Annotated in this window: 10 protein-coding genes; 7 read left to right on the top strand and 3 right to left on the bottom strand. The window is 67.9% G+C overall.

Going from position 1 to position 14,269, the window contains the following annotated elements:
- Positions 1-319 precede the first annotated feature (319 nt).
- From QZ670_RS09065 to QZ670_RS09040, 6 genes are read left to right on the top strand one after another with little or no spacing between them, the layout of a single operon-like run.
- A complete protein-coding gene (locus QZ670_RS09065) occupies positions 320-2,362 on the top strand; it encodes a methyl-accepting chemotaxis protein (RefSeq protein WP_294254096.1) in 2,043 nt (680 codons plus the stop codon).
- Complete coding sequence (locus QZ670_RS09060; protein WP_294254093.1) at positions 2,359-2,841, top strand: chemotaxis protein CheW; 483 nt, start codon at positions 2,359-2,361, stop codon at positions 2,839-2,841. The genes QZ670_RS09065 and QZ670_RS09060 overlap by 4 nt, the downstream gene beginning before the upstream one ends.
- Before the next feature lie 22 nt (positions 2,842-2,863).
- Positions 2,864-3,724, top strand: a complete 861-nt coding sequence (locus QZ670_RS09055) for a protein-glutamate O-methyltransferase (RefSeq protein WP_294254089.1) — start codon at positions 2,864-2,866, stop codon at positions 3,722-3,724.
- Positions 3,721-4,803: a chemotaxis response regulator protein-glutamate methylesterase gene (locus tag QZ670_RS09050; protein ID WP_294254087.1), complete on the top strand. Its 1,083-nt coding sequence runs from the start codon at positions 3,721-3,723 to the stop codon at positions 4,801-4,803. Before QZ670_RS09055 ends, QZ670_RS09050 begins: the two co-directional genes overlap by 4 nt.
- A gap of 21 nt (positions 4,804-4,824) precedes the next feature.
- A complete protein-coding gene (locus QZ670_RS09045; RefSeq protein ID WP_294254084.1) occupies positions 4,825-5,598 on the top strand; it encodes a hypothetical protein in 774 nt (257 codons plus the stop codon).
- A gap of 48 nt (positions 5,599-5,646) precedes the next feature.
- Positions 5,647-6,552 carry a hypothetical protein gene (locus QZ670_RS09040; protein WP_294254082.1) on the top strand — a complete coding sequence of 302 codons (906 nt, stop codon included), beginning with the start codon at positions 5,647-5,649 and terminating at the stop codon, positions 6,550-6,552.
- A 135-nt stretch (positions 6,553-6,687) separates the two neighbouring features.
- Here QZ670_RS09040 and QZ670_RS09035 read toward each other — a convergent pair whose 3' ends face one another.
- Both QZ670_RS09035 and QZ670_RS09030 read right to left on the bottom strand, forming a co-directional pair.
- Positions 6,688-8,478: a M14 family metallopeptidase gene (locus tag QZ670_RS09035; RefSeq protein WP_294254081.1), complete on the bottom strand. Its 1,791-nt coding sequence runs from the start codon at positions 8,476-8,478 to the stop codon at positions 6,688-6,690.
- Between the two features lie 41 nt (positions 8,479-8,519).
- On the bottom strand, positions 8,520-10,622 hold the full coding sequence (locus QZ670_RS09030) for a TonB-dependent receptor (RefSeq protein WP_294254079.1): 2,103 nt from the start codon (positions 10,620-10,622) through the stop codon (positions 8,520-8,522).
- Positions 10,623-11,241: 619 nt separating this feature from the next.
- On the opposite strand from QZ670_RS09030, the gene QZ670_RS09025 reads away from it, so the two are divergent.
- Positions 11,242-12,975: an MFS transporter gene (locus QZ670_RS09025; RefSeq protein ID WP_294254077.1), complete on the top strand. Its 1,734-nt coding sequence runs from the start codon at positions 11,242-11,244 to the stop codon at positions 12,973-12,975.
- Between the two features lie 160 nt (positions 12,976-13,135).
- Here the strand turns inward: QZ670_RS09025 and QZ670_RS09020 are convergent, their stop codons facing one another.
- Positions 13,136-14,269: a hybrid sensor histidine kinase/response regulator gene (locus tag QZ670_RS09020; RefSeq protein ID WP_294254074.1), complete on the bottom strand. Its 1,134-nt coding sequence runs from the start codon at positions 14,267-14,269 to the stop codon at positions 13,136-13,138.

Raw genomic sequence — 14,269 nt, 5'->3', positions numbered from 1 at the left:
TGCCGAAACCGCAAGCGAGGAGCCCCCCACCGTCGGCATGCGCTGGCGCCGCCAGTTCGTCCGCACCCTGGTCCGCCGCGACGACGGTGTCGTCGTCCTGCCGGACCTCCACGCCATCTTCGCCGCCTTCATCGGCAAGGCAACCGTCGGGGCCGGCGCATGACCCGTTGCCGCACCCCGCTGCCGATGCCGTGGTCGACGCATGGCGCCCAGCTGGTGCGGGCGGCTGCAGTTCGCCTGAGGATCCACGCCGAAGCCGGATAACCCCTTCGCGATTATCCGGAAACTGACTTCGAAAAGCTGTGACGAGAGGATGTTTATGTCGATCAATATTCTTGGTGGCGTGGCGGGCAATACCGTTCTGGCGGAGCTCGCGCGCGTGGAGAGCGCGATGGCGCGCGGCGATATCAGCGAGCGGACCGATCCCTCGCTGACGAAAGGGCAGACGCGCGAGATCCTCGTCGCGATCAACAGCCTGCTCGACAAGGCCGCCCGGCCGGTACAGGCGTTGGGCGAGCGTGTCGCGGAGATGCAGGCCGAGCACGACCGAGGCGATATCGACGTGATACTGCCGGTCGAGGAGTTTCAGGGCAGCTTCGCCGCGATCGCCAATCGCGTGAACGCGCTGGTCGCCAGCCACATCGCCGTGAAGAAGAAGGCGATGGCCTGTGTCGAGGCATTCGGCAATGGCGATTTCGAGGCCAAGCTCGAGCGGCTGCCCGGCAAGAAGGCGTTTATCAACGACATCATCGAGACGCTGCGGTCCAACCTCAAGAGCATCCTCAGCGAGATGCAGCAGATGTACTCCGAGCACGAGAAGGGAGACATCGACGTCTTCCTTGCCGTGAACAAATTCCCGGGCGACTTTGCCGTGATGGCCAAGGGCGTCAACGAGATGGTCGCCGCCCATATCGCCGTGAAGAAGCAGGCGATGGCGTGCATCAAGCAGTTCGGCGAAGGCAATTTCGAAGCGCCGCTCGAGCAGTTTCCGGGCAAGAAGGCGTTCATCAACGACACGGTCGAGACGCTCCGCAAGAACCTGATCGAGATCACGGTGGAAGTGCAGCGGCTGATCGCAGCCACCACTGCCGGCCAGCTCAACGAGCGCGGCAACGAGAAGCGCTTCGTCGGCGATTTCGCGTCGCTGATCTCCGGCATCAACGGCATGCTCGATGCGATCGTCATCCCCCTCGTGGAAGGCAATCGCGTTCTCGGCCTGGTCAGCTCGGGTGACCTGCGTGCGCGGTTCGACATGACGTGCGAAGGCGATCACCGCCGCATGCGCGACGCGATCAACCTGCTGATCGACAATCTCCGCGTCACCGCCGATCTCGCCAACAAGATCGCGGAGGGCAACCTCACGATCAACCACAAGCCGCTGTGCGACGACGACATGCTCGGCAAATCGCTGGTCCGCATGATCGACCGGCTGCGCGTGATCATCGCCGATACCCGCACCTCGGCCGAACAGGTCGCTTCGGGGAGCCAGGAGCTTTCGGCGAGCTCCGAGCAGCTGTCGCAGGGCGCGACCGAACAGGCCGCCGCGACCGAGGAGGTCTCCGCCTCGATGGAGCAGATGGCGGCGAATATCCGCCAGAACACCGAAAACGCCGTGCAGACCGAGAAGATGGCGCGCCAGTCGGCGCTCTCCGCCGAAAGCAGCGGCGAGGCGGTCGAGCGCGCGGTAGGCGCCATGCGGACGATTGCCGAGAAGATCGGCATCGTGCAGGAAATCGCCCGCCAGACCGATCTGCTGGCGCTCAATGCCGCGGTGGAAGCCGCGCGCGCCGGCGAGCATGGCCGCGGCTTCGCCGTGGTCGCCTCGGAAGTGCGCAAGCTGGCCGAGCGCAGCCAGGGTGCCGCCGCCGAGATCAGCTCGGTCTCGTCCGAGACGGTCAAGGCCGCGGTCGAAGCCGGCGAGATGCTGCGCAAGCTGGTGCCGGACATTCGCCGCACCGCCGAGCTGGTCAGCGAGATCAGCGCCGCCTGCCGGGAGCAGGACATCGGTGCCGTGCAGATCAACAAGGCGATCCAGCAGCTCGACCAGGTGACTCAGCAGAATGCCGGCGCCTCCGAGGAAATCTCGGCGACCTCGGTTGAGCTCGCGGCCCAGGCGGACGAGTTGCAGGCCAGCATCGCCTATTTCCAGCTGCAGGGTGGCGGCCAGCGCGACGTGCCCAAGGCAGCGCGCCCCCGCGCCGCCGAAGCACCGCGCAGCCGGCCCGCCGCCAAGGCACCCAAGGCCGCGCCCCGCGGCCCGTCGGTGGCCGAGCAGCAGGCACGTGCGCACGGCTTCGCGCTCGACCTGCACAGCGGCGGCCCGGATGCCGACGACTCCGATTTCGGAGTGCAGGCGGCATGACCGGCGGGGCCGAGCTGCAGATCGTCACCTTCGGCCTGGGCGCGGAAGTATTCGCGGTGCCGGTCTCGCTCGTCCGCGAGATCCTCGACTATCGCGAGACCTTCCGCGTGCCCAACGGCCCCGACTATCTGCTGGGCCTCACCGACATGCGCGGGCAAGGCGTAACGACGGTGGATCTGCGCCTCCGCCTCGGCCTGCCCGCCACCGAGCCGACGCCGAGCACGCGGATCCTGGTGGTCGACGTGCCGATCGGCGACCGGGTGCTGATGCTCGGGCTCGTCGTCGATCGCGTGCTCGAAGTGTGCAGCGTCGCCACCGATCAGCTGGAGGCGGCGCCCGATATCGGCGTCCGCTGGCCGTCCGACTATATCGGCGGCGTCTTCCGGCGCGCCGATGGCTTCGTCGTGCTGGTCGAGATGGGCCGGATCTTCTCGTCCGCCGAAGCCGGGGTGCTCGACCGCCCGGCCGCGGCGGCCTGATCAAGCTGCGGGTGCCCGCTGCGTGACCGCCGCCCACGCCCTCGTCGCCGCCCGCGCCGATACGCTGAGCGCACGCAATTTCGCGCGGCTGGCCCAGTATGTCTACGAGGTAGCCGGCATCAAGCTGCCCGACCCGAAGAAGACGATGGTCGAGGGCCGGCTGCGGCGCCGGCTGCAGGCGGTGGGGATCGACACGCTCAACGCCTATTGCGAGGCGCTTTTCGCGGGAACGCTCGCCGCGACGGAAATCCCGCTGCTGATCAACGCCGTCACCACCAACAAGACCGACTTCTTCCGTGAGCCGGCGCATTTCGACTTTCTGGTGGAGACGGCGCTGCCCACGCTGCTCGAGCAGGGCGTCCGCTCGTTGCGGGTCTGGAGCGCCGCCTGCTCGATCGGGGCGGAACCCTACACACTGGCCATGGTGCTCGACGACCATGCCGGGCGCTATGGCGGCTTCGACTTCGGCATTCTGGCGACCGACATCGACACCGACGTGCTCGCCACCGCGCGCAAGGGCATCTACCCGGCAGACATGCTGGCCCCGGTGCCGACGGCGCTGCAGCGCGCCTATGTTCGCCTGCCCACGGATCGCCGTCGCCGCGAGGTGCGGATCGCCCCGGAGCTGCGCAGCACGGTCGGCTTTGCCCGCCTCAACCTGATGGATGAAAGCTATCCGGTGGGCGAACCGATGCACCTGATTTTCTGTCGCAACGTATTGATCTATTTTGACAAGCCAACGCAGCGCGCCGTCCTTACCCGGCTGCTCGATTGCCTGGCGCCGAACGGATATCTCTTCCTCGGCCATTCGGAATCCGTCCATGGCATGGGCCTGCCGCTCACGCCCGTGGGCAGCACCGTCTTCCAGAGGAGGCAGGCATGACCGGCGGCAAGATCCGCGTGCTTATCGTCGACGATTCGGCCAGCGTGCGCCAGACCATGGCCTCGATCCTGGGCGAGGATCCCGCGATCGAAGTGATCGGCACCGCGGCAGATCCGTTCAGCGCGGCACGGCGCATCCAGGACACGGTGCCCGACGTCATCACCCTCGACGTCGAGATGCCGCGGATGGACGGGATCACCTTCCTCAAGAAGCTGATGTCGCAGTGCCCGATCCCCGTGGTGATGTGCTCGTCGCTGACCGAGGACGGTTCGGACACGTTGCTCCAGGCGATGGAGGCGGGCGCGGTCGACGTGATCCTCAAGCCGCGCTACGGCGTTGCCGATCATCTCGCAGAACATCACCTCCAGATCCGCGACGTGGTGAAGGCCGCCGCGCGGGCCAAGGTGCGCGGCCGCGCCGCCCCGTCGTTCCGCAGCGAGGCGCCGCCGAAGAAGCTCACCGCCGACGTGATGCTGCCGCCGCCGGACAATCGCCCGATGAGCCGCACGACCGAGATGGTCGTCTGCATCGGCGCCTCGACCGGCGGTACCGAGGCGTTGCGCGAGGTGCTGGAGGCGCTGCCCTCCAATTCGCCCGGCATCGTCATCGTCCAGCACATGCCCGAGCATTTCACCCGCGCCTTCTCCCAGCGGCTGGACAGTCTCTGCGAGGTGGACGTCAAGGAGGCGGCGAACGGTGATCCGGTGCTGCGTGGCCAGGTACTGATCGCGCCGGGCGGCAAGCATCTGATGCTCGAACGACAGGGCGCGCGCTACTATGTTTCGGTTCGCGACGGACCGCTGGTCTCGCGGCACCGCCCGTCCGTGGACGTGCTGTTCCGCTCGGCAGCCCGCGCGGCGGGCTCGAATGCGGTAGGCATCATCATGACCGGCATGGGCGACGACGGCGCCCGCGGTCTGCTTGAGATGCGCCAGGCCGGTGCGCGCACCTTCGCGCAGGACGAGGCGACCTCGGTCGTGTTCGGCATGCCCAAGGAGGCGATCGCCCGGGATGCGGCGGAGCGGGTGATCCCGCTCGGCAACATCGCCAGCGAACTGCTCGCGGCAGCCAACCGATGAACGCCAGGAAAGGAGGCCGCCTTGTACGTCGGCGCAGCACCTGAGCCCGATCCCGAGAACGAGCTCTCGCTCCCCGCGATCGAGGCGACGATCACCCGCGTCGCCGCCGGGCTGGATGCCCGGTTCGTCGCCGCCGGGGAGGCACTGGCGCAGGCGCACGTGATCGTCGAACAGCTGGTGGCGGAGCTGGAGAGCGTCATCAACGCGCTCGGGCAAGATGCCGCAGAGGCCGCGATCGGCAACATGCAGGCGACCGCCGATCGGCTGGAGCGGCTGCCCCAGGTGCAGACCGCCCGCCGCGAGGGACTGGAACGGATCGCCCGGGGCGCGCAGCCGCTGAGACACCAGATCGGCCAGGTGATGCGCACGCTCGATTTCCTGCGCATCTGCGGGCTCAACATCCGTGTCGCCGCCGCCGGCCAGAACGGCTTTTCCGCCTTCGCCGACACCATGTCCGCCCGGCTGGACGTGGGCGAGCGCGAGATCGGCGGGATCGGGGACGACATCGAACAGCTGATCGCCAGCATTCCGGCGCTGCTCGAGGTCGACCGGCAGCTCGGCGAGGAATGTGCGCGCGTGATTCCGCAAGTGCCGCGCAAGCTCGCGGCGGACGCCGCCGCGCTCCAGCGCCACCAGCTGGAAGATGCCGCGCGCGCGGTGCGCATTGCCGACGCTGCGCGTGACATCCGCGCCAAGGTGGCAGGTGCGATCGGGGCGATGCAGATCGGCGACATCACCCGGCAGCGGCTCGAACATATCGCCGCTGGCCTGCGCGTCGTCGTCGAACTGCGGTAGCAGGGCGACCCGGCGGCCCCCGCTGCGGTGCTGCAGGCGAGCGGTCACATGCTTGCGCTGCTTGCCGCGCAGGCGGACGCGGCGATCGCCGATTTCCACCGCGAATCGTTGCGGCTCACGGATAGCCTGGCCGGCATCGCGCCCAGCACCGCCGCACTCCTCGAAATCAAGGCCGAGGGCGCGGGAGCGCGGAGCGGCGACGACAAGGCCGCGTTTCTCGCGGCGCTCGAGCAGAGCGTGGCGGACGTGCGTGCGGTCACCACCAAGCTCCGCGACGCGGATGCCCGCGCCCAGCAACTCGGCGCCTCCACCTCCGCAAGCGCAGAGCGGCTGGCGGGGCGGCTGCGCATCGTCCACCGCGTCAATGAAGACGTGCACCTGATGGCGTGGAACACCGATCTGCGCTGCCACCGTCTCGGGGACGAGGGCAAGGCGCTGGCAATGGTCGCCTCCGAGATCCGCGGCTTCGCGACCATTCTGGCGAATGTATCGGGCGCGATCCGGGCCTCGGTCGAAACGCTGGTCGGTGCGGTAGCCGCCTTGCGCGACCCTGATGCGGAGCCGACGGTGGATCCTGCAGAAGCGCTCACCACCTCCCTCGCCTGCATCCATGCCGGTGCCGTCCGCATGCGCGAGGGCATGGACGGGCTCGACGCGCACGCGGCTTCGGTGCGCAGCATCATCGACACCACCAGCCGGACGATGGACTGCGAGGCCGAATATGGCGAGCTTCTGCGCCAAGCCGCCGGGCAACTTGCTTTGCTGGGCACGCGCTGCGAGCTTCCCGACGAAGCGACGACAGCGTTGCTCGTGCCGCTGCTGGATCAACTCGCCCGCACCTACACCATGGCGGGCGAGCGCGCCGTGCACCAGAACTTTGCCGTCCTTTCGCCCGACGGCCCGCAGCCCGTCCAAGATCACGGTGATGACGAGGAGGACGACGGGTTGTTCTGACACATCCGTGACAGCAGGTGCTGCCATCGACACTCGATGAGAAACGGCCCGCCCGTGCCGGAGAGGGGCCGCACCGCGATCGGCACGCGTCACCGCCGGCCGCCGCTGCTCCGCCCGCACCGGCCGCTTCGCTGGTCAGTCCAGCTCCCGGGCGATCGGATAGTGCGACAGATGCGCATGGCCCGGCCCGGCATGCGCGTACAACCAGGCCAGCCGCGCATCCGGATCGGCCGCGAAGGCGGGCTCCGCCTTCAGCTTCGCCTCGAATGCCGTCTTGATCGCCTTGTCCGTTGCCAGCAGCCGCTCGCCAAGTGCTGCCAGGATATAGGCATCGGTATTCGGCGCGGGCGACAGCATCTCGGGAAAGAACCCCCAGGCGAGGAACGAGTCCTGGCTCTCCGGCTCCAGCAGCGCGGCTGCCAGCAGTCCCAGCGGCTGATCGGCAGGTACGCGGACGCTGCCCGCCGGCAGCGCCTGCGCAACCGTCTCGTGGACGAAGCCGGCCGTGATCGGCACCCTGCCCTCCTTGGGCTGGGCGAGCCTGGCATCCACCAGCCGCACCCGGTCGAGCCGCAGCGTGCGCGGCGCAGCGATCGTCTCGAAGGCGATGCCGTGGACGCGCAGGCGATCGATCACTTCCGCCTGTTCGGGCGGGATCCACCACGCCTTGGGCAGGCGCACGCTCTCCGTCGGGCGCTGGCCGATGATCGGCATGCGGAAGGTGATCGGCTTGCCGGTCCAGCGCTGCTCCGGCCGCCCGGACGCCGGAGACGGCACCATGTCGAACGCGACCCCCTTGAACTGCTCGATCCAGCCGATGGGCTGTTCGGCGGGCGTCCAGCGAGTGAGCAGTTCGGTCGGGCGGCTGGCACGATCCTTCGCCTTGGCCTCGGTGATCCGCGCCGCATCGGCCCCGGCGATCCGCAGCGCCGCTTCCAGCAGCACATAGGTGCCGAGCACGCGCTGGCGATAGGGCTTGAGCATGTGGTTCTCGACCAGCACCGTCGGCATGCCGATGAAATCGCCATAGCCGGTCGAATAGCGGGGTCCCTCGGGGCTATAGCGGATGCCCTTGCTCGGCACGCGCGTGTCGATCGGGCTGGGATAGATAATCGGCGTGTGGCCCGCGGCGGTAAGCGCCTGCATTGCGGCGGGGCCAAAGCGCTGCTCCAGCCAGTCTGCGGTGGCGCGGTGGCGGGCATATTTGCCCCAGCCGGCATAGGTGAAGGTGATGTCATACTGCATGTCGAAGCCTTCGCTGACATGGCAGTCGACATAGAGGATCGGATCGAGCTGGCGGATCAGCCCGATCATCGCGCGCGTTTCCGGCGCGTCGACCTTGGCGTAATCGCGGTTCAGGTCGATATTGCGGGCGTTCGCCTCCGCACCCTTTTCGGCCGGGCCGCGCAGATGCACGAAGTTCCAGCGGCTCAGCTGCTCGTGCCCGTCGATATTGTAGATCGGCACGAAGACGAGATCGACCTTGTCGAGCAGCTCCGCCTTGCCGCGCAGCGCGATGTCGCGCAGCAGCATCAGCCCGGCATCCTTGCCGTCGATCTCGCCCGAATGGATGCCGCCCTGGACCAGCACGACCGGCTTGGGTCCCCCGCCCTTGCTGGCGCGCACATAGAGCATTTCGCGGCCCTGCCCCGTGCGGCCGAAGCCGTGCAGCGTGATCAGGTCCGACGCCGCGTCGAGCCGTTCCAGCCAGGCCCGTACCTCGGAATACCGCGGCGTCGTGCGAAAGCCGGCGGCTTCCGCCGGCGTGATCCATGGATCGCCGGGCTTCGCGACCAGCGCCGCGCTCTTGCCGGACCAGGGAAGCGCCGGCGGCAGGTCGAGCACGTCCTGCGCGGCAGCCGGCGCGGCGCTCGCACAGAGCAGAATGGCGGCGAACGTCGCCAGGCGGGGGCACGAGGGAATCATGGTCGCGATACTCTTGATGGTTCCGGGGTCTGGCTGCGCGCTCAGAAGGTCGCGCGCAGGCCGATCGTTGCGGTGCGCGGCGCGCCGGGCTGCACCCATAGCTGGGTGTAGCTGTTCGCGTACCAGGCTGCGTCGAACAGGTTGGAGACGGTGCCGAACAGCTGGAGGCGCTCCGTGACCGCGACCTCCCCGAACACTCGCGCCAGCGTATGCGACGGCAGGGTGAAGGGCGTGCCCGTCTCGCCCGATCGCTCGCCGACATATTGCACGCCGCCGCCCAGCCGCGCCCTCAGGCCCGCGATCGTAAGGTCGCGGGCGAGCTGCACATTGGCCGTGTGATCGGGGATGTTGATCAACCGATCGCCCGGCCGCACCTGGAACGAGAAGTTGGGATCGAGCACGTTGGAGCGCGCCTCCGCATCGACATAGGCATAGCTGAGCAGCAGATCGACCTCGCCGGGCAGCTTGCCGGTGAGGTCGACCTCGAACCCACGGCTGCGCGCCTTGCCGATCGCCACCGAGAAGCCCGGATTGCCGGTATCCGTCGCCAGCACGTTGCGCTTGTTCATCTGGAACACCGAGACCGTGCCGTTCAGCCGCCCGCCGAACGCCACCAGCTTCACGCCGGCTTCGATCGACGTCGTCGCCTCCGGATCGAAGATCACGCCCGCCGCATCGGTGCCGACATTGGCGCGATAGCCCTCGCCATAATTGGCATAGAGGCTCAGCGGATCGCTCAGCCGGTAGACGATGCCCGCCTGCGGACTGAACCGCTCGCGCGTGCGGCGGCTCCTCGCGCGGGTCAGGTCGTTGTCGGTGCGCAGCAGCAGATGGTCGTAGCGGCCGCCCAGCCGGACCTGCAGCCGCTCGGTGAGGCTGATCTGGTCCTGGACATAGGCGCCGCTCGCCTCCTGCAAATCGCTGCGATCGGTGATCACCACCGGCGTCGGTAAGGGAAAGCGGCCATAGACCGGGTTTCGCAGGTCGATCACATAGCCGGCGCGGTCGCTGGGCGCTGCGGACAGCGCCGGCGGCCGGACGCGGGTGAAGACTTGGTCGTAGAAGAACCGGTCATGATCTGCCCCGAACAGCACCCGGTGCCGCAGCGCCCCCGTCTCGAACGCACCGGAAACTTCGGCGCGCACCACCGTCTGTTCGGCATCATAGCGGCGGCTGCGGCGCTGGCGCGACAGCGAATGACCGTCGACGAACAGTTTCTGGCGCGACGCCGTGGTTTCGGCGTCCGAGGAGAACCCCGTCAGCAGCGTGTCGCGGTGGCTCGCGCCGACCAGCAGGCTCCACCGGTCGTTGAAATCGTGCTGGACGCGCAGCTGATGGCCGGTTGCCCGGGCGACCGTGGCGCCGTCTCCGGGCTCGCCCAGGAAGCGCGAGCGCGGCACCGTGTTGAAATCGCCGTTGAGCACGACGATGCCGCGATCGAACGGCGCCTCCACGCGCGTCCATTCGAAGTCATAGGTCACGCGGGTCGCCGCACCGAGCGCGATGCCGAACGACGGCAGCAGGCCCCAGCGCTTCTGGTGCACCGTGTCGCGGAAGCTGTCGCCGTCCTCGGCATAGCCGATCAGCCGCGCGGTGATGCCGGGAGTTAGCGCGAGATTGGCGTCGCCTTCCGCCCGCACCCGATCGAAGCTGCCATATTGGAGCGACGCCGAGCCGAAGCTGCGGCCCAGCTGGGCCTGCTTGGTGACGAGGTTGATCGTCCCGCCCGGCTCGCCGCGGCCGAGCAGCGCCGCCGCCGGGCCCTTGAGCACTTCGATCCGCTCGATGCCTGCCACGTCGCGCTGGCCGCTGAAGCCCCGGCCACCGTTGAAGCCGTTGACCAGATAGCCGCTGGGCAGGTTCTCGTCGCCGGCAAAGCCGCGGATCGCGAACGAATCCCACAAGCCGCCCAGCGTGTTCTGGCGCGCGACCGAGGCGTTGAGGTCCAGCGCGTCGGTGAGGCGAGTGATGTTCTGTTCCTGCAGCACCTTGTCCTCGATCACCGCGACGGCCTGCGGGATCTCGCGCAGCTTGAAGGACCCGCGATAGGATTGGCGCACGCCGTTGACGGTGATTTCCTCGCGGTCCTGCTCCAGCCCGGTTTCCTGCTCGGCCTGGGCGCGGGCCGGCGCGGAAAGCAGCATGACGAACGGAAGAGTGCCGGCAAGCAAGCCGGTACGAACGGAAAGAAGCAACGCCAAATCCCCTGTGCCTGGTGCGGGCGCCGGCCACGGCCGTGGCGGGCCCAAATCGCAGCGCCGCACGAACGCGAGGTTCGGCGGCGCGATGATATGTTGTAACGTTATACCATTTGTTGCGCAAGCGAGAGGATTGTTACGGAGTGTTTCCCGAGGCGCGAACCGCGCCCGGACATGCCGCACGGCCGCATTCGATCGTTATGCTTACCTCGGACAGGATCTAGCATCTTCGGGGGATCCGAACGCAAAGGGGCAGTCAGCCGAAAAGGATCCTGACACTCCCCCTCGACCGCAAACAACGGGCCCTTCCAACAGGTCGACTATGCAAGCGCGCTGCCCCTTGCCAGTATCGGCGCGGACAACAAGCGTGCCTTCAGCATTGCGGGAAACCTGTTCACGTCCGGAATGTCGATCTCGGCATCCAGCAGCGCCACGGCGAACGCGAGCTGGTCTCCGGGCAGAAGAGGTGCCTGGAGCGTGTAGAGTTCGCAGCGAAAATACGGGTTCTGAACCGAAACGCCCGACGGACGGGCGGTACGGAACCGCCGAACGAGGAGAGATTGCGATGGCAACCAGCGTTGACGATGCCGTGCCGCGGCATCACGAAGCGATGCGAAGCGAGAAACTGGTCATCACCGCCAGCTCGCTCGGCACGGTGTTCGAATGGTATGATTTCTATCTCTACGGCCTGCTGACGACGATCATCGCCGCGCAGTTCCTCACCGGGCTCAATCCCACCACCTCGTTCATCATGGCGCTGCTGGTGTTCGCCGCCGGCTTCATCGTGCGGCCCTTCGGCGCGCTGGTCTTCGGGCGGATCGGCGACATGGTCGGGCGGCGCTACACCTTCATCATCACCCTGCTGGTGATGGGGCTCTCCACCTTCCTGGTCGGCTGCCTGCCCACCTACAAGACGGCCGGCGTCGCCGCGCCGATCCTGCTGGTGGTGCTGCGCATGTTTCAGGGCCTTGCGCTGGGCGGCGAATATGGCGGGGCGGCCACCTATGTCGCCGAACACGCGCCGGAGGGGAAGCGGGGCTTCTACACCAGCTGGATCCAGATCACCGCCACGGCGGGCCTCGCCATGGCGCTGCTGATCGTCATCACCGTCCGCTCGCCGGTCACCGGGGTGGGCGAGGAAGCGTTCAAGGCCTGGGGATGGCGCGTGCCCTATCTGCTCTCCGGCCTGTTCCTCGCCATTGGCTTGTGGCTACGCCTGAAGCTGCACGAATCTCCGGTGTTCAAGAAGATGAAGGCCGAAGGGACCGCCTCCAAGGCCCCGCTCACCGAAGCCTTCGGCCAGTGGAAGAACCTTCGGATCGTGCTCATCGCCTTTTTCGGCGCGATCGCCGGTCAGGCGGTGATCTGGTATACGGGCCAGCTCTACGCGCTGTTCTTCCTCGAGAAGATGCTCAAGGTCGACGGGCTGACCGCCAACATGCTTGCGATCACCGCACTCGTGCTCGCAACGCCCTTCTTCCTGTTCTTCGGCTGGCTGTCGGACAAGATCGGCCGCAAGCCGATCATCCTCACGGGCTGCGCGCTGGCGGCGGTCACCCTGTTCCCGGTCTTCCACGCGCTCACCAACGCCGCCAATCCGGCGCTGGCCCGCGCGCTGGCCTCCGCCCCCGTCACCGTCACCGCCGATCCGGGCGAATGCTCGTCGCAGTTCGATCCCGTGGGCCAGAACAAGTTCGACGCGACGAGCTGCGACATCGTCAAGAACGCGCTCGCCAAGGCCGGCGTCAACTATGAGAATGTGCCGGCCGCCCCCGGCACGCTCGCCACCATCACCATCGGCGGCAAGCATTTCACCGCCCCCGATCCGCATCGGCTGACCGGCGACGCGCGCAGGCGTGCGATCGCCGCCTTCACCGCGCAGGTGGTCGGCGCGCCGGCGGTGCCCGCCAAGGGCAGCGATCCGGCAAAACCGGCCGTCACCGGCGAGCTCGCCAAGGTCGGCTATCCGGCCAAGGCCGATCCCGCCGCGATCAACAAGCCGCTGGTGGTGGCGCTGCTCTTCTACCTCGTGCTGCTGGTCACCATGGTCTACGGCCCGATCGCGGCGATGCTGGTGGAGCTGTTCCCCAGCCGCATCCGCTACACCTCAATGTCGCTGCCCTATCATATCGGCAATGGCTGGCTGGGCGGGCTGCTGCCGGCGATTGGCTTCGCGATGGTCGCGGCCAACGGCAACATCTATCACGGCTTCTGGTACCCCGTCGTGGTGGCCGCGGCGACATTGGTCTTCGGGCTGATCTTCCTGCCCGAGACCTTCCGGCGCAACGTCGACGGTTGATCGGCCGCACCGTTCCTGCGCCGTGCGCCCCGGGGATTCGCGCCCCCGGGGCCCTCGCGTCGCAGCCGAGGTCGCATCGCCAGGCGCCGCAAAAGCACGACGCGCGCTGTGCCTGCCGGATCGGCGGTCCGGGCCCCGGCGGCGGGAGCGGCCGACGCGCTCAATCCGCGCGGGGCAGCAGGACCCGAAAGGTGGAGCCCTTCCCCACCACGCTTTCCTTCAGCGCGATGGTTCCGCCGTGCAGGCTCACCAGTTGCCGAACCAGTGCCAGTCCGATGCCCAGCCCGTCCGACGGCTCGCCGCCACGTTCCACCTGCGCGAACAGGTCGAACACCTGCCCCTGCATCGCCGGCGGAATACCGAGGCCGTTGTCGGCGACCTCGATGGCGACCTGTGCGTCCTCGCGTCGCACGCTGAGATCGATCGTACCGCCCTCCGGCGTGTATTTCGCCGCGTTCGATAGCAGGTTGCTCACCACCTGCGCGATACGGGCCTGATCGGCGTGCAGCCAGATCGGCACCTCGGGCAGGTCGATCGTCAGGTGATGCCCGCGCGCGTCGATCTGCGGCCGGCTGAGCTCCACCGCGAGCGTGATGGCATCGGCGAGATCCATCCGCTCGGTGCGCAGCACGATCTTGCCCTGGTCGATCCGCGCGACGTCGAGCAGGTCCTCGATCAGCCGGGTCATGTGGCCGACCTGGCGCTCCATCTGCGCACGCACCTGTGCGCCGGCCTCCTCGCCGGTGCGGCGCTGGAGCAGGTGCAGCCCGGCACCGAACGCCATGATCGGGTTGCGCAGCTCGTGGCCCACCATGCCAAGAAACGCGTTCTTGCGCCGGTCGGCGAGCCGCAGGTTTTCCGTCAGCCGAGCGAGTTCGTCGCGCTGCGCGGTAATCTGGCGGCGCTGCTCGTAAAGATCGAAGAACACGTTGCTCTTCGAGCGAAGGATGCCCGCGTCGATCGGCTTCTGGAGGAAATCGACGGCGCCCGCCTCATAGCCGCGGAAGCGGCGCTGCGCGTCGGCGCTGCCGGCCGTCAGGAAGATGATCGGCACGTGGCGGGTGCGCTCGTTGCCGCGCAGGAACTCGGCGAGCTCGAAGCCGTCCATGCCGGGCATCTGCACGTCGAGCAGCGCCAGCGCGACGTCGTGGACGAGCAGCAGCTCCAGCGCCTCGTCGCCCGAACGCGCCTTGAGGCACTCCAGACCGTCGCGTCGCAGCAGCGCTTCCAGCGCCAGCAGGTTCTCGTCGAGGTCGTCGACGAGCAGGAACTTCACGGGTTGGGCGGCGGACAT

The organism is uncultured Sphingomonas sp., assembly GCF_913774285.1.
Taxonomy (GTDB): domain Bacteria; phylum Pseudomonadota; class Alphaproteobacteria; order Sphingomonadales; family Sphingomonadaceae; genus Sphingomonas.
The sequence above is the reverse complement of the archived record's forward strand: the minus strand, read 5'-3'. Positions and strand labels throughout refer to the sequence as shown.

Coding starts and splice junctions, on each gene's coding strand:
- QZ670_RS09065 (WP_294254096.1), top strand. CDS start 320: ATGTCGATCAATATTCTTGGTGGCGTGGCGGGCAATACCGTTCTGGCG.
- QZ670_RS09060 (WP_294254093.1), top strand. CDS start 2,359: ATGACCGGCGGGGCCGAGCTGCAGATCGTCACCTTCGGCCTGGGCGCG.
- QZ670_RS09050 (WP_294254087.1), top strand. CDS start 3,721: ATGACCGGCGGCAAGATCCGCGTGCTTATCGTCGACGATTCGGCCAGC.
- QZ670_RS09040 (WP_294254082.1), top strand. CDS start 5,647: ATGCTTGCGCTGCTTGCCGCGCAGGCGGACGCGGCGATCGCCGATTTC.
- QZ670_RS09035 (WP_294254081.1), bottom strand. CDS start 8,478: ATGATTCCCTCGTGCCCCCGCCTGGCGACGTTCGCCGCCATTCTGCTC.
- QZ670_RS09030 (WP_294254079.1), bottom strand. CDS start 10,622: ATGCTGCTTTCCGCGCCGGCCCGCGCCCAGGCCGAGCAGGAAACCGGG.
- QZ670_RS09025 (WP_294254077.1), top strand. CDS start 11,242: ATGGCAACCAGCGTTGACGATGCCGTGCCGCGGCATCACGAAGCGATG.
- QZ670_RS09020 (WP_294254074.1), bottom strand. CDS start 14,269: ATGTCCGCCGCCCAACCCGTGAAGTTCCTGCTCGTCGACGACCTCGAC.